The sequence below is a fragment of the Marinilabiliales bacterium genome (assembly GCA_007695015.1).
Lineage (GTDB): Bacteria > Bacteroidota > Bacteroidia > Bacteroidales > PUMT01 > PXAP01.
Window position 1 is genome coordinate 1 of the sequence record REEN01000034.1, and the last position, 21,676, is coordinate 21,676.

Consider the following 21,676-nt stretch of genomic DNA (forward strand, 5'->3'; position numbering starts at 1 on the left):
TGTCTTGGTAACAGAACCTATCCGGTAAACCGTACCGGGTGTGGCGGCAATGCCCCTTTCCGGATCTTCATAGCCGGCTGCCAGTCCGACAGCATCAGCCACAATTATACTGTCACGGTTAACCACAGCAAAAGCAACAGATGGTATCCCGTACTCGCTGGCAATGCTGTCAATTGCAGCCCGGATTGCTGCTGCTTCAGGAATATTGGCACCACGGCCGGTGCCGGAACCATGGCTGGAGCCAGGGATATAGCCGGTGCCGGTACTGTGGCCGGAAGCTATGGTATTAAAAAAGCAGGAATCAAGGTCTGCACCGGCAGCATAATATGAGTTGGTTGAAGCACCGGCGCCTGTTGTACGGGACGAAGTCGCTGCATAAATGGCGTTAGCTTCCGCCGTAAGGCAGGTATAAAAAACTGCCAGAATCGCTGTAACCAATGATCCCTTCATCAGATAGTTTGTTTAACTCAACAGCATTTCGTATCAACCAGATAAAAATAATATTTTTTTAACATTTAAACATCTATATGTATGGTAGATTGCGATATTCTTTACCTACCTTTACATGATGTTTTATAACATAACCGGGAGAGTGAAATAATGAGAGAATTGAAGATAGGAGGTTTGAACATACCTGTGCCCATTGTACAAGGTGGAATGGGAGTGGGTATTTCGATGTCGAAACTGGCGGTGGCGGTGGCGAACCAGGGCGGAGTTGGCGTTATTTCGTCTGCCGGACTGGGTATGGTACACCGTAACCCGATGCTTGACTACATTGAAGCCAATATTGAAGGGCTGAGGACGGAGATCAGGAAAGCTAAGGAGAAGACAGAGGGTATAATCGGGGTGAACGTGATGGTGGCCATGACAAACTTTGCAGACCTGGTGCGTACATCGATATCTGAAAAGGCTGACATCATATTTGCGGGAGCCGGACTTCCACTTCAACTGCCGTCTTTCCTCAAATCTGACAGCATCACAAAGCTTGTGCCCATAGTTTCGTCGGGCAGGGCGGCAAAACTGATTTGTGACAAATGGAAATCTCTCTATGACTACCTCCCCGATGCTTTTGTCGTTGAAGGACCAAAGGCAGGCGGGCACCTCGGATTCAAAAGGGATAATATCGATGATCCCGGTTACTCGCTCGATCACCTTGTTACTGAAGTAGTCAGGGAAATAAGGTTGTTTGAGGAGAAATACGGGAAGGAGATACCGGTAATTGCGGCCGGCGGCATATATACAGGTGAGGATGTCTTTAAAATAATGCAGAAAGGCGCAAAGGCAGTCCAGTTGGGCACCAGGTTTGTGACCACGCAGGAGTGCGATGCATCGGAAAAATTCAAGATGAGCTATGTCAATGCCCGGGAAACCGATATGGAGATCATCCAGAGTCCGGTGGGCATGCCGGGCAGGGCGGTCATGAACGAATTCCTCAATAAAGTGAAACATGGTTTGAAAAAACCCATTAAGTGCCCGTTCCACTGTATCAAAACATGCGATGTGTCAAGCAGCCCGTATTGCATCATAACAGCCCTCTACAATGCCTACAAGGGCAATATGAGAAGCGGTTACGCCTTTGCCGGGAGCAATGCCTACCTGGCCGACAGGATATCAACGGTTAAAGAGGTATTTAATGATCTGATGACCGGATTTAATGACGCGTACAGCCGTTTCCAGTCCCCCCTGGAATCCGGGACCGAAGGAACCGCCGCTGAAAACAGCGGAAAAGAGAAGGACTGACCCCAATGCCCATCGGGCAACAAAGCCAGGGCAAATCCGGAACTGCTCTCCGGTAAAGTAATCATTGGTTCTCTAACTGACTACAATCTGAACCTGCCCATATCCATGATGATATAATATCCCTTGATATTTTCAGGGAATGGAAAACCTTTCCGATACTGTCAAAAAATCTTAAAATTTAAACAAACTCCATTGCACGGTGTTGATAGACGGGCAGAATGATTCCGGGTTGTCGGGATATTTCCGGTCTATCCGGGTTAAACTGCCGGCATATGCAAGGATTATGACATGCAGAATTTTAATAGTTTAACCAACACTGAATGATATGTATACAAGAACACTCTTTTTAGTATTAGTGGCAGCAGTATATTCCTGCCAGGGACCCTCAGGAGAGAGGGCTGTTACCGGAGAAGCCGGCACGGCTGCTTTGGCGGAAGGCGATTATGAAACCTTTTATGCCAATACGGAAACAAGTAATGTTGAATGGATCGGCGCAAGGCCGGCCTCGCAGCACGACGGAATTGTTACTTTAAAGGAAGGACACCTTAAAGTAATCAATGGTGATATAGTCGGCGGAGAGTTTGTGATTGATATGGAGAACATAGTCGTTCTTGACATTACCGATCCGGGCAGGAATGCCAGGTTAAAGGCGCACTTGGAATCAGACGATTTCTTTGATGTGCCGAATTACCCCGAAGCAAAATTCGAGATCACCGCGGTTGAGGAGGCGGGTGAAGTTAGCAGAGACTATTCACACACTATCACAGGTAATCTTACAATGCGGGGCACAACAAGGTCAGTCACCTTCAATGCCATGATAGAAGCTGACGAAGAGAAGGTTACCGCCAGATCGGTGCAGTTTTTGATAGACCGTACGGAGTGGGGAGTGAATTACCAGTCGCCGACAGTGTTTGCTGAGCTGGTTGACAGGTTTATTCTTGATGACATCGCACTGGTTATTAATCTGGAGGCCGGGAGGAACTAGTTCATTCTGATTCTTTTTCGGCCGCGTGGCCCTTTGTTGCGGTCGCGGAAATCGTTACCGGCAAATTCATAATTTTCCTCGGCCTCGATCCTTACACCCTTGTATACCGTCCGGTTAAGATCTGCTATTATGCGTTGCGCCAATTTACTGTCCACCTCAACTGAGGAGGTACGCTTGTAGATATCGATATTCCCAATCTCCACACCTGATGCTCCCGGAGCGGAAGAGAACAGGTCGATGATCTCCCGTTTCGTAATTTTTTTCCCTTTTCCGACATTGAAAAGTACCCGTGCCATCACCCCTCCCCTGTTTACCTTTTGTTTTCGTCCTGAAAAAGCTGTATCGTCCCTTCGCACCTTTTTACTTTCCACATTCAGGTCCGGCGCATTCTTGTAATAATCAAGGAAGCGGTTGAATTCGGTTGATACGAACCTTTTGATGATCTCCTCCTTTGACAGGTCACCAAGCATGTCATAGACCCTGTCCATATAAGGATCTATCTGATCATGCGAAACCGTGGAGTTACGCATCCGGTCCACCATATTGAAAAGCTGCCGTTCACAAATATCCGTACCTGCAGGTACCGGCATCCGGTCAATTTTTTTTCTGATCACATTTTCGATCTGTGATATCCGTCCCCGCTCATTCATGTTAATGATCGAAACGGTTATCCCCTCTTTGCCTGCCCTGCCTGTCCGCCCCGACCTGTGGGTATAGGCTTCGTTATCATCAGGAAGGTTATAATTTATAATATGCGTCAGGTCAGTGACATCGAGTCCCCGTGCCGCCACGTCGGTCGCTACAAGAACATTGAGGTTTCTTTCACGGAACTTCTGCATCACATAATCGCGCTGTGCCTGCGTAAGGTCACCATGCAGGGCCTCTGCATTATAACCGTCTCTCATCAGCCAGCCGGCAACATCCTTTGTCTCCTTCCGGGTCCGGCAGAACACTATACCATATATCCCGGGGTTAAAATCCACCACCCTTTTAAGTGCATTGTACCGGTCCTTTGCTTGTACCATGTGGTATATATGCGTTACATTTTCAGCACCTGCATTTTTTTTGCCCATGGTGATCTCCAGGGGGTCATGCATATATTTTCTGGCAATTGCCGTGATGCCTGTTGCCATTGTCGCCGAAAAGAGTAGGGTGTTCTTGTTTGCCGGTGTCTGTGCCAGGATGGCATCAAGGTCATCGCGGAATCCCATCTTCAGCATCTCGTCAGCTTCATCCAGCACCAGCGTAGACACAAGCGACAGGTTTATCCGGTTGCGCCTTATCAGGTCATGAATCCTTCCCGGTGTGGCTACAACAACATGGGCCCCCCGCTTCAGTGCCCTTACCTGCTGATCTATTGAAGATCCGCCATAAACGGCAACTGTCCTCAATCCTTTCATGAATTTACCGTAACCATCAATGTCACGTGTAATTTGCATGCAAAGTTCGCGGGTGGGACTTAAAACAAGTAATTGTGGGTAATTGTCACCAATATCGATATTCTCCAGTGCAGGGAGCCCGAATGCCGCGGTTTTCCCCGTGCCTGTCTGCGCCAGGCCAATAATATCCCTCTTCTCTCTTAATAAAACAGGAATTACCTGTTCCTGTATCGGGGTGGCATCCATGAACCCCAGGGCTTCAATACCCATAAGAATTTCCGGCGAAAGCCCCATCTCTTTAAACAACATATCAGATTGTTTGCAGGCTTTCCCGAATCTTCCATCACCGATGATATCAGGTCAACCTTTGATTAATAATTAAATTGGATGCTACCGACATCATTCCTTTACATCCGGGTCTTTATCCGGATCAATTCAGGTGCGATCGTAAAATAGTGTGAGATATTCTAAAACCGGTAAGATTGTTCAACTACATCCTTTGTTAAATGCGGTGCAAAAGTAATCAAAAATTTCAGAAAACAGTCATCTTCTGAAAACAAACTGGCAAACAGATATATCAGATGCAAAAAGATTGGCCAATTTTTATATTTTTGTTAAGCAATACCGGTTTAAACCCGATCCCGCAAAATCGATCAGAAAACCAGCGGAAAATACCAGGATACATATTAAATCAGCCAATAAACCAATCTAAAACTCAGTAACCATGAACCCCTCATCACCCATCACCAGACAAAACCACATGTATAAAACCCTGATTATTGCACTGCTCACAGCAACCACCCTGTTGATCCACTCATGCACACCCCGGTCGGAGGCCGGAAAGGATCCGTTCATCGTCAGCCTAATGTCGGAGATGACCCTCGAAGAGAAGGTGGGCCAGATGATGCAGATAACAATTGACGGCGTTACCGAAGGAGATAACATCTACTCCAGCCATGTACCGGTCAGGCTCGACATGGGACTTCTGAGGGAATACCTTGTGACCTACGGGGGAGGTTCTATACTTAACACGCCGAATACAGTGGCGCAGAACCGCGACCTATGGCTTGAGCTGATCAGCACCATACAGCAGGTTGCCACCGAAGAGACCCGGCACGGCATCCCTGTCATTTACGGCATTGATGCAATCCACGGCTCAACCTATATTGCCGAAGCAACGATGTTCCCCCAGCAGATAGGCATGGCGGCCACCTGGAACCCTGAATTGGTTGAAGAGGCTGCGGCTGTTACTGCTTATGAAACCCGTGCAGTGGGAATTCCATGGAACTTTTCGCCCGTACTCGACCTGGGATCCGACCCCAGGTGGGCAAGGCAGTGGGAGTCATTCGGCGAGGACCCTTACATTACTGAAATAATGGGTCTGGCAATGATTGACGGCTACGAAGGGAAAAACAATGATATCTCCCACCCCCACAGGCTCGCATCCTGCCCCAAGCATTTCTACGGCTATTCGATGCCGTTCTCGGGAAAGGACCGTACCCCTGTTTACATCCCGGAGATGGACCTGAGGGATAAGCACCTGCCCCCCTTCCAGGCAGCAGTAGATGCAGGAGTCCTCACCATAATGCTGAACAGCGGACTTGTAAATAACGTATCGGTTCATGCAAGCAAAGAGATCATTACAGACCTTCTCAAGGAGGAGCTGGGGTTTAGGGGACTGGTACTGACGGACTGGGCCGATATAGAGAATCTTTATACAAGGGATAAAATAGCCGCCTCATCCAAAGAGGCAATTAAACTGGCAATAAACGCCGGTGTTGACATGAGCATGATCCCGTATAATTTCAGGGACTTTCATAAGAACCTGGTTGAGCTGGTCAATGAAGGTGAAGTGCCCCTGTCGCGCATAGATGATGCGGTTTACAGGATACTCCTGGTAAAAAAGGAGCTGGGACTGTTCGATCAGCCCTTTATCGATCCGGACGAATATCCGCTTTTCGCAGGGCCCGAACATGCGCAGAAAGCCTATGAGACAGCCTCCGAGTCCATTACTCTTCTTACCAACAACAATGATATCCTTCCACTTTCGGAAAACACCCGTATACTGATCACCGGCCCCAATGCCAATTCGATGCGCGCCCTTAACGGGGGATGGACATACAGCTGGCAGGGCGACAGAACCCCGGAGTTTACCGAAGATTTCAATACCATCGTCGACGCATTCAGAAAAGCAGGCGGAGCCGGTAACATAATGTATGAACCGGGCACAAGATATATCGAAAGCGGGCAGTACTTTGAGGAAGAGGAGGTTGACATACAGGCAGCCGTAAGAAGGGCCCGCCAGGCTGACGTGGTGCTTCTCTGCCTGGGTGAAAACTCATACACCGAGAAGCCGGGCGACCTGAACGACCTTACCATATCGCCACTGCAGGAAAAACTGGCCCTGGCCATTGCCGGAACCGGCAAACCGGTAATCCTGGTCCTCAACCAGGGCCGCCCCCGGCTGATAACATCCTTTGCAGATGAAATGGATGCCATCATAAACATCTACCTGCCGGGCAACTATGGCGCCGATGCCCTTGCCGACATTGTCTACGGCAGGGTCAACCCGTCGGGACGTCTTCCCTACACCTATCCCAGGTATCCCAACTCGCTGGTGGGGTATATCCATAAACCATCAGAAGTATCACTCACACCCGAAGGGGCATACGACTATACAGGCTCGTTCAATCCCCTCTTTGAATTCGGTCACGGGATCAGCTATTCATCGGTAGAGTACAATAACCTGACTATAGATAAAGAGACCCTTGGGAGCGGCGAACGGCTGACAGTGAGCGTCGATGTTTCGCACCTGTCGGGACCCGCAGTGAAGGAGACAGTGAAGCTTTACAGCTCGCAGCTTGTCGCCTCCATAACCCCCGATGTGAGGCGGCTCAGGGCATTTGATAAGATTGAGCTGCAGCCGGGAGAAACAAGGACTGTCGAATTCACGCTCGACCCCGGCGACCTCTCATTTATAAACCTGGCAAACCGGAGGGTGACCGAAGCAGGCGAATTTGTGATCTCCATAGCCGGTATGACCGCCTCTGTCAACGTAACCGGCGACATCTTCTTTGACTGACCCCGGTAGTGCCTGAACCTGTCAGGCTGCCTGCCTGGCTTTCGTCGTGTTTTCTTCTTTTCTGATACGGGCTGTGCCGTTGGCGGTCGTTGAATGGGGAAATCATCACAGGATTCCGAAGGGGGGCATCATGTGAACCTTGATTCCGTTGAATTATGTTGTAAAGCAATATTTCCCTTTCGGGGATATTGACGCATTTTGCTATTTTTGCGGCTCACAGGATGCACCCGCGAGGATATGGATAACAGGTTTATTGCAGCAACCCTTTTCTTACTGATATTTCTTTTCGAGCCGGCAACCGGAGTTACGGTTGCCTCCAACTACTCAAATGAGGCCCGTAAGACACTCCGCGCCACAAGAGTTTCCGTTCCCCCGGTGATTGACGGCAGGCTTGAAGACCCGGCCTGGCTGAAGGCCGAGCCGGCAGCCGGGTTTGTGATGTACGAGCCGCACAACGACAGGCCCGCCTCTTTCGGCACTTACGTCAGGGTAGTCTACGACGACAGGGCAATTTACGTGGGTGCCATGATGAAGGACCCTGATCCCGCTGCCATACTGACCGAACTTGGACTTAGGAACACCGGTAACAGTCTGAATGCTGACAGGTTCTGGATCAATATAAACCCCTTCGACGACGGCATAAACGGGTTCACCTTCGAGGTATCTGCATCGGGGGTACAGACCGATATAAACCTCTCGGGCTCGGGCGGGAGCACTTCGGGGAGCAGGCGAGGCGACTCTTCATGGGATGCGGTATGGAAGAGCGAGGTCCGGATAACTGATGATGGATGGATCGCCGAGATCGAGATCCCCTGGTCGGCACTCAGGTTCCCCAAAACTGAAGTCGCTGAATGGGGAATAAACTTCTGGCGCGAGGTGAGGCGAACCCGCGAGACATCAAGTTGGAACTTCGTAAACCGAAGGGTAGGCGACCCGTTGAGGTTCATGGGCGGACTTGGTGGCATCGAAGGGATAACACCTCCCGTAAGGCTTGGCTTCTTTCCCTACATGACCGGCTATGTAGAGCACAACAGCCTCCATCAGGGCTGGGGCAATGCGTCAAGCCTCGGCATGGATGTAAAGCTCGGGCTAAGCCAGAACTTCACCCTCGACATGGCCCTGATACCCGATTTCACCCAGGTGCAGTCCGATGCCAAAGTGCTTAACCTTACACCCCACGAAGTCAGATACGATGAGCAGAGGCAGTTCTTTACCGAAGGAGTCGAGCTGTTCGGAAAGGCCGACCTGTTCTACTCCAGGCGCATCGGTTCAAGACCCGGTGGATACCGGGAGGCCTACGGGGTTGCCGGCGAAGATGAGGTGGTCCTGGAGAATCCCATGGAGACAATGCTTATCAACGCTTCCAAGGTCTCGGGGAGGACGGGACGGGGACTGGGCATCGGGGTGTTCAACGCGATGACGGCGCCCGGCCGTGCAGTAATACAGGATGTAATTACCGGCGATACCCGTTACCACACGACCCAGCCCTTCACGAACTACAACCTGGTGGTGGCCGACCAGACACTGCCCAATAACTCGTTCGTCAGCCTTGTCAATACCAATGTGGCAGGATCGGCCGAAGGCTATACAGCCAATGTGACGGGGACCGAATTCAGGTTCTTTGACAACAGCAACCTTTACAGCATCAGGGGGGCGGGCGCCCTGAGCCAGCAATACTATTCAGCAGATGACAACAACTTCGGCTACAAGTACAATATCGGGGCCGGCAAATATGCGGGAACCTGGCAGTACAACTACTCAAGGAGGGTTATTACCGACACCTACGACCAGAACGACATGGGTTTCTTACGGCGCAACAACCTGGCCGACAACGAGATCTCGCTAAGCCACAATATATTCGAACCCTTCTGGCGCCTTTTCACCCTCACAAACAGCTTTACAGCAACTTATTCGACGCTTTACCGGCCCGGTGATTTTACCCGGCTCGACCTGGCATATAACATAAGAGCCCTTTTTGACACCAGGTTCTTCGCCCTGATCAGGGCAGGATACCAGCCTGCAGGCGAAAGGGACTATTTTGAGCCCCGGGTGCCCGGGCGGTTTTATGAAACCGGACAGGCATACAGCATCTATTTCATGTATTCGACCGATTACCGCAAACGGCTCTATTTTGACGGAAACATGAGCTACAACCGCACCTTCACACTGCACAGGCAGGAGGGTTACAGCGCAGAGATCCGGCCCACTTTCAGGGTAAACGACAGGATAAGGCTGAGCTACGGCATCAACTACAACGAAAAGCGGAACGATGCAGGCTATGTCATGCACACTGCACCCGACTCGGTCTATTTCGGACTGCGTCCATCAAAAACCCTTACAAACACCCTGAGATCATCCACGGTCTTCACCAACGACCTGTCACTCAGCTTCGACCTGCGCCATTACTGGTCGAGGGTTAACTATACGGGGGACTATTTCCTGCTTTCAGACCAGGGAAGGCTCGCCCCTCTCACGCGCGACCTGCAGGCGCCCGACATCAATTACAACGCCTTCACCATCGACATGATGCTCACCTGGCACTTCGCACCCGGCAGCCAGCTCACGGTACTCTGGAAAAATGTGATCGACAACAGGGGCAGCAACATGATGAACAACTATTTCGATAACCTGCGATACATAGCCGGCCAGCCCCAGATAAACAGCTTCTCGCTGAGAATTCTCTACTACCTCGATTACCACACCCTCCAACCCCTCATAACCGGGCGGCCGGCATAACGTGACAGTTTTGTTCCGGATTTCTCACAGGCTCATTTTTGATTTCTCACAGGCTCATTTTTGATTTCTCACAGGTTTATTCTTGATTTCCCACAGGCAAATTCTTATTTTGCAGTCCGGAACCCCAAAAACAAAACAATCATGAAACCCCCATGTGCTGACGCACAAAAAACAACATGAATATGAAAACCTCCTTCGGACCGCAAAAACTGATGTTCCCCTGCCCTACCGGACTGGTAGTTATGGGAACAATGGAAAAGGCAAATATTGTAACAATAGCGTGGATAAGCCTGCTTACCAGCTCCCCTCCCACCATCGGGATATCTGTAGGAACCCGCGGCTTCTCGGGCAACGAGATCAAAAAGAACGGCGAATTTACCGTGAACATCGCTTCGGTTGATATCATGGTGGAAGCGGACTTCTGCGGGATAACCTCGGGCAGGGACACCGACAAATTTGACATAACCGGCCTCACGAAAATGGAATCAAAGATCGTAAAACCGCCTATCATAAAGGAGTGCCCGCTGAACCTCGAATGCGTACTTGTCGAATCCGGCATTTTCGGCTCCACAAACCATTTTGCCGGCAAAATCGTTGAAACACATATTGACACCGATAAGCTTGAGGACAGCGGCGACTACACAACCTTCGACATCGCGGCGATCAACCCCCTGATATACATTGGCGGCGCCCGCGAATACCGCCAGATAGGCAAAAAAACCGGCGACGCGTACCAGGTAGGAAAAAAGCTTTTCAGATAGCAGTAATAGCTCTCTGTTGCAGGTATACCAGTTTTTCCAGGCAGGATATCTTACGAATACACCGAATTCTCGAAATGACTTAAAACCAGAAATTGTCTGATTATGCAAACTCAATTTCCGATTAACTCAATTGTATTACTATAGATATATTTAGCAAAATCGAACATTTCTATAGTATCTTCTTTACCAGGTTTCCCATTAGGCATAAGACCAGTTGCGTGCTTACGCCAACCCTATTCGTAAAAGTATAAAAGTTTGCCGTCAGCGCAAAATACTGGTTAACCCTTGTGGCGCAATTGGTTATACGCATTATGCACTGTTGATGTTATACCAATTCAGTTTTTCTCAATCCGAGTTTTGGTTTGTTCAATTTCTTTATCGATTCTCTAACCTTATCTCTTGTCTCTGAATGCAGAAAAGTTGGAATCAATATATTTAGGTTTATTCCCAAAATTCGATGAATAATCACCAAATCCTTAAGTGTAAAATGAGATACACCATTTATCAATTCACTCATGTACGATTTTGGGTGTCCCAAGATAATTCCCAAATCCTGCTGGGTCATATCATACTTTTTAAGTATTTTTCTAATCGTATCTTTGCGCTTATTGATAAACTTTTTCTCATAATTCACAATCTCCTCAGCTTTATCAGACTCCTCTACTTGTGAATCAGTGATTTTTTCAAAATCAGACCATTCCCTATCTTCGTAATCTTTAATCAAATCACGAAGCTTTTTTCTTAAAGGTTTTAAATTTGGATTTTCATCAATCATTAAACGCAATTTGCGCTCAAGTAAAGATGCTTTTTCCAAATCATACTCATTCTCTAATCTTTCTATTTTCTCAATTTCTCTTATGTCAAGAATGTCTTTCATGATTACCAATTTTTAAATCCAGTTATTATCTCTCAACCATTTTTTAATTACATTACGATTGTTTTTAAAATTCAGTTCGTAATCATCATGACTACCAGCCCAAACAATCGTTGCTTCTCCATTTTCTTCAAATTCAATCATTATCAATGTGCGATGTATATTGATGTTGAAGAAATAAAACTCTCCGCCATAAACACAATCAGCATCAGGTCTTTTTGCGGTCAAATCATATGGTGTTTCCCAATTGCTATCTTCAATCTCAGAAATCAATTGTTGAACTGCTTTAACCAGTTTCGGGTTACCTCGATTTTTCCGGATCAGTTTACCCAGAATGTGTTTATTAATAATTCTCAAATAATTTTTGTTTTAATCATTCTACGGCAAAGATAACAAATAGTTCGGATAAAATCAGAACACCGGTTCATTAATTTGCATGGCGCCAATTGCGCATAGCTGCTGTATATATTTGTTTTCTGTTTGCACAAACAATTTTGTATGACAATTTACAAAAATGAAGAAAAATAAAAACCTGCGATTACTGCCCAAATGAATCGCTATTGCATTGATTGAAGCTTGAATATCAAACAAGGATTTCTTGATTACAGCTTAAGTCCATTTATGCATTTTAATTGCAAGTTAAAAAATATGCAGGTAAAAATACTTGTTTTTGTCCGGAAGAAGAATATCCGTATCGATCTTATGACCGGGGTAACTAATCAGTTCAGAAGGGTTTTCGTGTCAGCTCCCTTATCGGGGAAAATTATATTTCCGGGTACGGTATGACCGTGAAAAATCTCAGTAAAAGCTTCCTGTTGCTTGTATACCGTTTTTTCCAGCCCCAATATCAACGGAAATACAAATCTGGTGCCCGATTGGTTTTAATTGTGTTTTTTATAACTTTGTGTTGATATTTTAACAAACCAGCAGAATGACTATAGCGCATGCAGTTGACAGGATTATTTCACAATCGCCTTTCCTGGAGGAGGCGCTGACCGACAACATTATCAATGTGTCGTCGCTGGCCAGGAAGATCAGGCCCGATGTGGAGAAGATACTCAAAAAGCCGGTTCAGGAGGGAGCCATCGTGATGGCCATAAACAGGAGGGAGCCCGGATACTATTTCAAGATCAGCAGGGGTATAAAAACCTTCATGAGCAGGCTGGGAGACATAATCGTGCGGTCTGACCTGAGCGACCACAGCTTTGAGAACTCCCCCACCCTTATATCCTGCCAGAGGAAGCTAATGGATGAGATCGGCTCCGGGAAGAATGTTTTCTGCACCTTTTCTCAGGGAGTATATGAGACAACAATCGTTACCAGTAATTCTCTGGACGACTCGATAAAGAAGATATTCAGCCAGGAAAAACTGCTGGCAAGGAAGAGCGGACTGGGCTCCGTTACTATAATGCTGCCCGAAAACAACACCGAGATATCAGGGGTCTATTACTTCATACTTAAATCTCTTGCATGGGGAGGGATCAACATACTGGAAATAATCTCCACGACCAACGAGGTGACGATAGTGGTGGCTGAACAGGATGTTCACAGGGCCTTCCCAATGTTGCTGGGGCTTAAGAAACCGAATATCTGATGTAATTTTGCCACCGGAACCTGTCCAGGTGGCAACCGCACTTACAATAATCTTCAGGACAATGGCAAAGGAAAACGCTATATATGAACTTATAAAGGAGAGAGTACTGGTGCTTGACGGCGCTATGGGAACGATGATCCAGCAATACCAGCTGCAGGAGGAGGAGTTCAGGGGTGACAGGTTCGCCTCCCACCCGCAGCCGCTGACAGGCAATAACGACATTCTCAACATAACAAGGGCGGATATTATTGGTGAGATACACGACAAGTTCCTGGAAGCGGGAGCAGATATCATAGAGACAAACACATTCAATGCCAATGCCATCTCGATGGCCGATTACGGGATGTCTCACCTGGTAAGGGATATAAACACGGCCGCGGTAAGACTGGCTAAGGAAGCGGCCGGTGCATGGACAGAGAGTGACCCTTCACGCCCCAGGTTCGTTGCAGGGGCCATCGGGCCGACAAACAAGACCGCCAGCATGTCGCCCGACGTGAACGACCCGGGGTACAGGGCCGTTACCTTCGACGGCCTGGGGGAGGTGTACTATGAACAGGCGGAGGCCCTCATGGATGCAGGGACAGACATCCTGCTTGTCGAGACAGTGTTTGACACCCTGAATGCCAAGGCAGCACTGATGGCCATAAAGGATCTTTTCCGCGATAAGCAAAAATCCCTCCCGGTGATGCTCTCATTTACCATTACCGATGCAAGCGGCCGTACACTGTCGGGCCAGACACTCGAAGCCTTCCTCTATTCAGTGTCCCATTTTCCCCTGCTGAGTATCGGTCTGAACTGTGCCATGGGTGCAAAGGAGCTCAGTCCGCATATCGAGGAGCTGAGCAGCCGCACCGGTTTTTATACCAGCCTTTATCCTAATGCGGGACTGCCAAACCAGCTTGGCGAGTATGACGAGCTGCCCGAAGAGATGGCGCTCCATATTGAAAAGTTCCTCAATAAAAAGCTTGTCAATATAATCGGCGGTTGCTGCGGGACCACCCCGCAACATATTGAGCTTTTTGCAAAGCTGGCTGCAAAGGCCCCGGTACGGGTGCCGCCGGCCATAGAACCGGCATTGAGGCTGAGCGGACTTGAACCGCTGCCGGTGTTTGAAGGCAGCAACTTCATAAATATCGGCGAGCGCACCAACGTATCAGGCTCAAGGAAGTTTGCAAGGCTGATCAGGGAGGAGAGATATGATGAGGCTCTTGCCGTGGCACGCGACCAGGTTGAAAACGGCGCCCAGATCATCGATGTGAACATGGATGACGCCATGCTCGACGCCGGAAAGGCGATGGTAAGATACCTGAACCTGCTTGCCGCTGAACCCGATATTGCAAGGGTACCGGTCATGATCGACTCATCGGGGTGGAGCATCCTTGAGGCGGGACTGAAGTGCCTGCAGGGCAAGGGCATTGTCAACTCCATCAGCCTCAAGGAGGGTGAGGAGGTTTTCCTTCAGCAGGCCTCCTTCATCAGGGATATTGGTGCCGCAGTTGTGGTAATGGCCTTTGACGAAAAGGGGCAGGCCGACACCTTTGAGCGCCGCATTGAGATCTGCCGCAGGGCATATGAATTACTGACAAGCAGGGCCGGATTTCCGGCCGGCGACATTATTTTCGATCCCAACATCCTCACCATCTGCACCGGGATGGAGGAGCATGACAACTACGCGGTCGATTTCATCGAAACTATTGAGTGGATCAGGCAGAACCTCCCCCATGCGAGCGTAAGCGGCGGGATTTCCAATCTCTCTTTTTCCTTTCGGGGAAATAGCCGCGTGAGGGAAGCGATGCATGCAGCGTTTTTGTATCATGCCATAAAGGCGGGGCTCAATATGGGAATTGTCAACCCGCAAACGCTTATGGTTTACGATGAGATACCGGCTACACTGCTTGAACTGGTAGAAGATGCCATATTCAACCGAAGGAAGGATGCGACTCAGAGACTGGTTGCGTTTGCAGAGACATCGGGCGGCAATGACGGGCAGCAGGAGAAAAAAATTGCCGCCTGGCGGGAAAAGCCGGTAAGGGAAAGGATTATCCATGCGCTGGTGAACGGACTGGACGAATTTATTGAAGATGATGTCGAGGAAGCCCGTCCGGGATTTGACAGGGCTCTTGAGATTATCGAGGGCCCGCTGATGGAGGGGATGAACGTGGTGGGCGACCTGTTTGGCGAGGGTAAGATGTTTCTGCCCCAGGTTGTAAAGAGCGCCAGGGTGATGAAAAAGGCTGTTGCATACCTGCAACCGTTCATTGAAGCTGAAAAGGCCGAAGGCGACACCCGCAAAAATGCCGGCAAGATTCTGCTGGCGACGGTAAAGGGCGATGTGCATGACATCGGCAAGAACATTGTAGGCGTGGTGCTTGGATGCAACAATTACGAGGTGATCGACCTGGGTGTCATGGTTCCAACTGAAACAATCCTGGACCGGGCCGCAGCCGAAGAGGCTGATGTGATAGGGTTGAGCGGACTAATAACGCCGTCGCTGCTGGAGATGGTGAACGTGGCTGAACAGATGGGGTTACGCGGACTTGATATACCGCTGCTTATCGGGGGGGCGACCACCAGCGAGATGCATACTGCGGTGAAGATCGCACCCGTTTACAACCACCCGGTGATACATGTGCGTGATGCATCCAAATGCACCGGGGTGCTTTCGTCCCTGCTCTCCCCGGAGAACAAGCCCGGCTATGTTGAGCAAATAAAAGAGAGGTACGAGGGGCTGAGGGAAAAGCAGCAAAAATACAGATCGGGCAGGGAGTTTGTCAGCCTGGAGCAGGCGAGGGAAAACAGGTTCAGGTATGAGAGAACCCCGGGCTATGAGGACACACAGGAGTATAAGCAGGCAAGGGATTTTGATAAAACGCAGGATTATAAGCAAGCACGACATTATGAGCAAGCTCAGGATATAATAGTAAAACCGGCAGAAAAACAGGTCCTGATCGACGACCTTCCCGTAAATGAGTTGTTCCCCTATATCGACTGGACCTTCTTCTTCCACGCCTGGGAGATTCGTGGCAGATACCCGGGCATACTCGATGACCCGGCGAAGGGCAGCGAAGCGCGTAAGCTGTACGACGATGCCCGGCGCATGCTGGAGCAGATCGAATCTGAAAAGATGCTCGGACTGAAGGGCATTGCCGGCTTTTTCCCGGCTGCCTCAGAGGGTGATGATGTATTAATTTATGACGGCACATCAGAAAACAGAGTGATTGAACGGTTCCTGTTCCTCAGGAACCAGGAGAAAAAGGATCCCGGGGTGCCGAACCTCTGCCTGGCCGATTTCATTGCTCCGGCGGAGAGCGGAATAACCGATTATATAGGATTCTTTGCGGTTACTGCCGGACTTGCCATTGATAAATGGGTGAGCAGGTTCACGAAGGCCGGTGACGATTACAGCAGTATTATGCTGAAGATTCTGGCCGACAGGCTTGCCGAAGCATTTGCCGAATACCTGCATGAACGGGTAAGGAAGGAATTCTGGGGATATGTGCCTGAGGAGGACCTGACACCCGCCGAATTGCTTAAAGAAGGGTACAAAGGCATAAGGCCGGCACCAGGCTATCCGGCGTGCCCCGAACATTCGGAAAAGGAGCGGCTTTTCAAACTGCTGGATGTGACCGCAGAAACTGGAATAAAACTTACGGAAAGCTATATGATGGACCCGGCAGCCTCGGTATGCGGGTATTACTTCGCGCACCCTGAAAGCAGGTATTTCAATATCGGCCGGGTGATGGACGACCAGGTAACCGACTATGCAGTCAGGAAGCAGGTTTCAGTTGAGCAGGCCCGCAAGCTGCTGTCGGAGCTGATCGGATAGTTGGCGCGCACTGCTGTGAATCAACCGTAACGCTGCGGAACCGGCCCGCAAGCTGCTGTCGGAGCTGATTGGATAGATGGCGGCCCGGGATGGCACCGGGCAACAAGTCCCTGTTCCCTGCAGCATGATCAGGATGCCAGTATCTCGGCAATGTTCTTCAACTCGACATTGATCTTGTTGTGGTGCTTGATCGACCTGTCAAAAGGCACAAATTCTATCTTCCGGTTGACCGATCCAACCATCACACCACTTTTACCATCCATTAGCCCCTTTACAGCCTGGTATCCCAGTCCGCTCGCCAGTATCCGGTCAAAGGCTGACGGTGATCCGCCCCTCTGTATGTGTCCCAGTATGGTAACACGCGTACTTAGATCAGGGAACCGTTCATTGATGATCTTTTTGACCTCGAAAGCGCCTCCAAAATCATCGCCTTCGGCAACCACAATGATGGCGCTGGTCTCATCCCTCTCAATTCTTTTGCGCAATCTCTCGCTCAGCTCATCGGTACACGTTTTTGTTTCTGGTATCAGAATCTTTCCCGACCCGCTTGCCAGTCCGCTCCGCAACGCAATGAACCCCGCATCGCGCCCCATCACCTCAACAATGAATACCATATCGTGCGAATAGGCAGTGTCCCTCAGCTTGTCGATGGCACTGACCACCGTGTTGACAGCGGTGTCGTAACCTATGGTGTAATCGGTGCCGAAAAGATCGTTGTCTATTGTCCCGGGCAGGCCGATAACGGGAAAATCAAACTCATTCATGAAAATTTTGGCCCCCGTAAAGGTTCCGTCCCCTCCTATCACTACAAGGGCATCGATGTTATGCTTTTTCAGGTTCTCATAAGCCTTTTTCCTCCCCTCCGGGGTACGGAACTCCTCACTCCTTGCGCTTTTGAGAATTGTTCCGCCGAGAGGCAGAATGTATTTTACATCTTCTCTTTTCAGGGGACTGATAAGATCGTTAACCATGCCATGGTATCCCCTGTAGATACCATAAACCTCAATATCATGATAGAGCGCTGTTTTTACAACTGCCCTGATGGCAGCATTCATGCCGGGTGAGTCCCCTCCCGAGGTGAGAACGGCTATTCTTTTTAATGTATCCATATTATTTGTTTTGACAGGTTTGAACCGGTACCGCTAACAACGGCCGGCGTTGTTTGTTATGGCAACTTACTAAAAAGCATTCCAAGTTACAAAACATCAATGCAAAACAAAATAATACTTACGATATTTGTTGTTTTATGCCATTTTAACCAGATACCTATAACAGCAAGAAAGCTGATCTGAAAACAGCAAGGTACTTCACTTATGGAATTGTGCCCAGGAAAGGTGACCGTAAGGGCAAAAGTTAAGGAAGGGTAAAACTTATAGTGGTCCCTTTTTCAGAAGTTTCACGTACCCATATCTTCCCACCAAGCCTTGTAACAAACTCATGACACAGGATTAGTCCGAGTCCGCCTCCCTTCTTGCCGTCCGTTCCGGGCATTACCCAGGACTTATCGATCCTGAAAATATTCTGCTGCAAATCCTCCGGAAATCCACCTCCTGTATCGGTCACATCAAAACATACTGTTTCATCGTCGTTCAATGTTGCGCTTACAATGACATTCCCCCCAGGTGGAGTAAACTTATGGGCATTGGAGATGAGGTTCCTGAACACGACACTTAACAGTTGCAGATCAGAAATTATCCGGAGGTCACCGGGAACCCGGTTTGAGAATCTGATATCCTTTTCTTCGAGGATTTTCCTGTACAGTACATGGATGTCATTCACCACATCAGCCGGGACCACTTTTTCAGCTTTTACACTCAATCTTCCGGTTTGTGAATTTGCCCATTGCAGCAGGTTATCAAGCATTATTATGGTATTACGGGTCGCCTCACTAACAATTTCTATCAAACTTTTCCGCTTGGCATCATCATACCCGTCCCAGCTGGTGATCAGCAGTTCGCTGAATCCGGCTATCGAAGAAAGGGGACTTCTCAGGTCATGGGCAATTATTGAAAAGAATTTATCTTTCATTGAGTTCAGTTCACCAAGCTGTTCATTGGCCTTCCGGAGCTTAGAAGCCTGTCTGCCTAATTCCTGTGTCCTCAATTCTACAAGCCTCTCCAGTTCTGCCTTGGTTTCGCGCAGCCTCCTGGTCCTCGTCAGGTAAATAAGGTATATAAAAAGCAGAAACACTGAGCCGGCAATAACGTAGAATGGCCAGGTCTTCCAGAAAGGGGGTTTTATAAAGAAACCCAGGACAGCCTCATTTGAGTCACACAACCTGTCAGACGGACATGATCTCACCCGGAATGTATAACTTCCCGGCGGCAGGTTTGCAAAGGTGGCATGCCGGTCAGCACCTGCATATATCCAGTCGCCATGCAAAGGCTCAAGCATATAAAAGTACTTGTTCTTGGGGCTGTCAATAAAATTGAGCATGGCATATTGAATACCTATCATATTTTCAGCGTGCGAGAGCAGGATCTCACCATTTTCGTTTAGAGGCGGACCGTAATCACTGCCGGGATAAACCAGGCGGTCAAATATCCGAATACTCTCGATCCGGATATCTCCTTCATCTTCAACCGGAGATATACTGGCAGGATCGAAATAATCAATCCCCCTGTTCCCACCGAAAAAGAGAAGGCCGGCACTGTTAACGGACGATGATCCTCCAAAAAAGTCATCCGACAGCAACCCGTGGCTTATGTCATAGACAAAAACCTCTTCTATTGCCGGACTGTATTCTTCTGTATAATATATCCTGACATTGATTATACCATGCGATGTGGAGAGCCACAAATGTCCCTGCTCATCCTCTTCAACACTGCTGATCACCAAAGTAGTATAACCCAGCTCATCAACATGCAGATTTGCAAAGCTGTCATTGACAGGGTCATACAGATTAAGACCGCCATTTGTGACAAACCACATCCTGCCATGTCGGTCGGCAAATGACATTCTTATGTAATTATCCAGGAGTGTGCCGGTTTCCTGTGAAGCCAGATACCAGGTAAACAATGAATCTCCTGCAGGTAATTTGTTTAGGCCCCAGGTAGTTGAAACCCACAAATTGTCGTCACGGTCAAATTCCAAATCATAAACATAAGAGTTGGCAAGGGCTCCTTCCTTTTCAGGATCAGCAACATACCTGAGAAACCGGTTAGTCTCCCTGTCATATTTTACCACTCCACTGCCAAAAACAGCTAGATAAAGACTTCCATCAGGCCCCTCAGTAACATCCCTTACATCAAACCCCCCGAAATTTTCATAGAATGTCCAGTGAGCATCATAAATATTGACAAATTTTTTCAGTTCCGGGTCATAAAATTGTAAACCGCCTCTCCAGCTTGTCATGAATATTGTCCCGTCAGATGCCTCAAATAATCCGAATACATAGCCTATGCCCGTACCCGGCACCAACTGGTCGACCTGTATGATCTCCCTGTTGGGTGACCCGTTGAAATATGCCTGGACCACGCCGGACTGGAATGCTACCCAGAAGTTACCCCGGCTGTCATGCAGCATCGAAGTGACATTCGGATGAAACAGGAATTCATCAAATTCAGCATGCTCGTAAAGATTCATGAAAGGCATATTGAGCAGGGAGTAGTTGATACCAAGGTTCCCGGCCGCAAGCCAAAGAATTTCACTTTCATCAACAAAAAGCACCCCCGGGGTGCCGGTTGTTATTGACTTTGGATTTGTGGGTTCCTGGCTGTAGAAGGCAAAATTACCTGTTCCGGTATCATATCTGAAAAGCCCTTCCAGCGAAGAGACCCACACTGTCTCTTTATGACCGGTCACATACAGGGGTGACCTGAGAATTTCAGGATCAACAAGCGTGTACAGCTCGCCAATTGCCGGGTCAAAGGCATATAAACCACGGTGCCCCCCGGCAAAGTAGAGTTGCTTGTCGTGATAAACCAATTGTATCAGGGACTCTGGCATCTCCCCGAACTCTTCTTTCAGGTAATTGTAAAAACCGCTGATCCGGTTTTCAGCATTGATATATGACAGGCTCCAGTCAGGATGGGCGACCCAGATATTTCCCCGATCATCGGCTGTAAGTGAGGTAATCTCATGTGTCAGTGTGAACAGCCCCTCAACTTTTATCTCCGTACCATATTCCATTCCTGCGCTCCCATAAGACTTTATTTGTAAGAACCTGTCTTTACCGGAGTCATATAAAAACAGTCCGCCATGCGTCGCGACCCAAAGCCGGCCCATCCGGTCGTATTCCATATCAACAATATGGTCTGTTGGTGCTTCATCAGTGAAATCAGAAAACCGGTACCTTAAGAACCTGTCGGTTTTCCTGTCATACCTTGCAAGTCCGCTTGAATGACATCCTGCCCACAGATTGCCATCATTGCCGGCAACAAGAGCGGTGATACGGTTGGCCGGAAGACTGGTGCTGTCACCCTGGTCATGGTAATACTGCCTGAATTCGTAACCGTTATAACGGTTAAGTCCGCTTTGTGTCCCGAACCAGATGTATCCCTGTTCATCACGGACTATGGCTGTTACCGAGTTGTTTGAAAGCCCGTCGGCACGTGTGAGGGAAAAGAAGTTGAGCTGCATGTCTGACGCCACTGCCGTTGTGATCAAAAACAGTATCATCGGGCAGAATAAAAGAACCTTATGCACACTTAATCTTCTCATGATAAGTATTAGTATTATTTCTGATACGCTAATATAG

General features: G+C 48.7%; 13 protein-coding genes. 7 read left to right on the forward strand and 6 right to left on the reverse strand.

Annotation, left to right across the window (positions count from 1 at the left end; translation table 11 throughout):
* Positions 1-450: class A beta-lactamase-related serine hydrolase (locus tag EA408_03035; GenBank protein TVR74254.1), on the reverse strand; the 450-nt coding region annotated here is incomplete at its 3' end.
* A 150-nt stretch (positions 451-600) separates the two neighbouring features.
* On the opposite strand from EA408_03035, the gene EA408_03040 reads away from it, so the two are divergent.
* A complete protein-coding gene (locus tag EA408_03040) occupies positions 601-1,740 on the forward strand; it encodes a nitronate monooxygenase (GenBank protein ID TVR74255.1) in 1,140 nt (379 codons plus the stop codon).
* A gap of 325 nt (positions 1,741-2,065) precedes the next feature.
* Positions 2,066-2,725, forward strand: a complete 660-nt coding sequence (locus EA408_03045) for a YceI family protein (GenBank protein ID TVR74256.1) — start codon at positions 2,066-2,068, stop codon at positions 2,723-2,725.
* Here EA408_03045 and EA408_03050 read toward each other — a convergent pair.
* Positions 2,722-4,413, reverse strand: a complete 1,692-nt coding sequence (locus EA408_03050) for a DEAD/DEAH box helicase (GenBank protein TVR74257.1) — start codon at positions 4,411-4,413, stop codon at positions 2,722-2,724. The genes EA408_03045 and EA408_03050 overlap by 4 nt on opposite strands.
* Positions 4,414-4,864: 451 nt before the next feature.
* Between EA408_03050 and EA408_03055 the strand changes: the two genes are divergently transcribed.
* From EA408_03055 to EA408_03065, 3 genes are all read left to right on the forward strand, one after another.
* A complete protein-coding gene (locus tag EA408_03055) occupies positions 4,865-7,186 on the forward strand; it encodes a beta-glucosidase (protein TVR74258.1) in 2,322 nt (773 codons plus the stop codon).
* A 237-nt stretch (positions 7,187-7,423) separates the two neighbouring features.
* Positions 7,424-9,922, forward strand: coding sequence for a hypothetical protein (locus EA408_03060; protein TVR74259.1), 2,499 nt, complete (start codon positions 7,424-7,426; stop codon positions 9,920-9,922).
* A gap of 176 nt (positions 9,923-10,098) precedes the next feature.
* Positions 10,099-10,683, forward strand: a complete 585-nt coding sequence (locus EA408_03065) for a flavin reductase family protein (protein ID TVR74260.1) — start codon at positions 10,099-10,101, stop codon at positions 10,681-10,683.
* 325 nt (positions 10,684-11,008) lie between these two features.
* On the opposite strand, the gene EA408_03070 is transcribed toward EA408_03065, so the two are convergent.
* Together EA408_03070 and EA408_03075 are read right to left on the reverse strand one after the other, a co-directional pair.
* Positions 11,009-11,560 carry an XRE family transcriptional regulator gene (locus EA408_03070; GenBank protein ID TVR74261.1) on the reverse strand — a complete coding sequence of 184 codons (552 nt, stop codon included), beginning with the start codon at positions 11,558-11,560 and terminating at the stop codon, positions 11,009-11,011.
* 12 nt (positions 11,561-11,572) lie between these two features.
* On the reverse strand, positions 11,573-11,914 hold the full coding sequence (locus EA408_03075) for a type II toxin-antitoxin system HigB family toxin (GenBank protein ID TVR74262.1): 342 nt from the start codon (positions 11,912-11,914) through the stop codon (positions 11,573-11,575).
* 574 nt (positions 11,915-12,488) lie between these two features.
* Between EA408_03075 and EA408_03080 the strand changes: the two genes are divergently transcribed.
* Positions 12,489-13,151, forward strand: a complete 663-nt coding sequence (locus EA408_03080; protein TVR74263.1) for a hypothetical protein — start codon at positions 12,489-12,491, stop codon at positions 13,149-13,151.
* Between the two features lie 61 nt (positions 13,152-13,212).
* Positions 13,213-16,977, forward strand: coding sequence for a methionine synthase (locus tag EA408_03085; GenBank protein TVR74275.1), 3,765 nt, complete (start codon positions 13,213-13,215; stop codon positions 16,975-16,977).
* 128 nt (positions 16,978-17,105) lie between these two features.
* On the opposite strand, the gene pfkA is transcribed toward EA408_03085, so the two are convergent.
* Both pfkA and EA408_03095 read right to left on the reverse strand, forming a co-directional pair.
* Complete coding sequence (gene pfkA / locus EA408_03090) at positions 17,106-18,086, reverse strand: 6-phosphofructokinase (protein TVR74264.1); 981 nt, start codon at positions 18,084-18,086, stop codon at positions 17,106-17,108.
* A gap of 244 nt (positions 18,087-18,330) precedes the next feature.
* The gene (locus EA408_03095) at positions 18,331-21,639 is read right to left on the reverse strand and encodes a hypothetical protein (protein TVR74265.1); all 3,309 of its coding nucleotides are present in this window, start codon (positions 21,637-21,639) and stop codon (positions 18,331-18,333) included.
* Between the last annotated feature and the right edge of the window lie 37 nt (positions 21,640-21,676).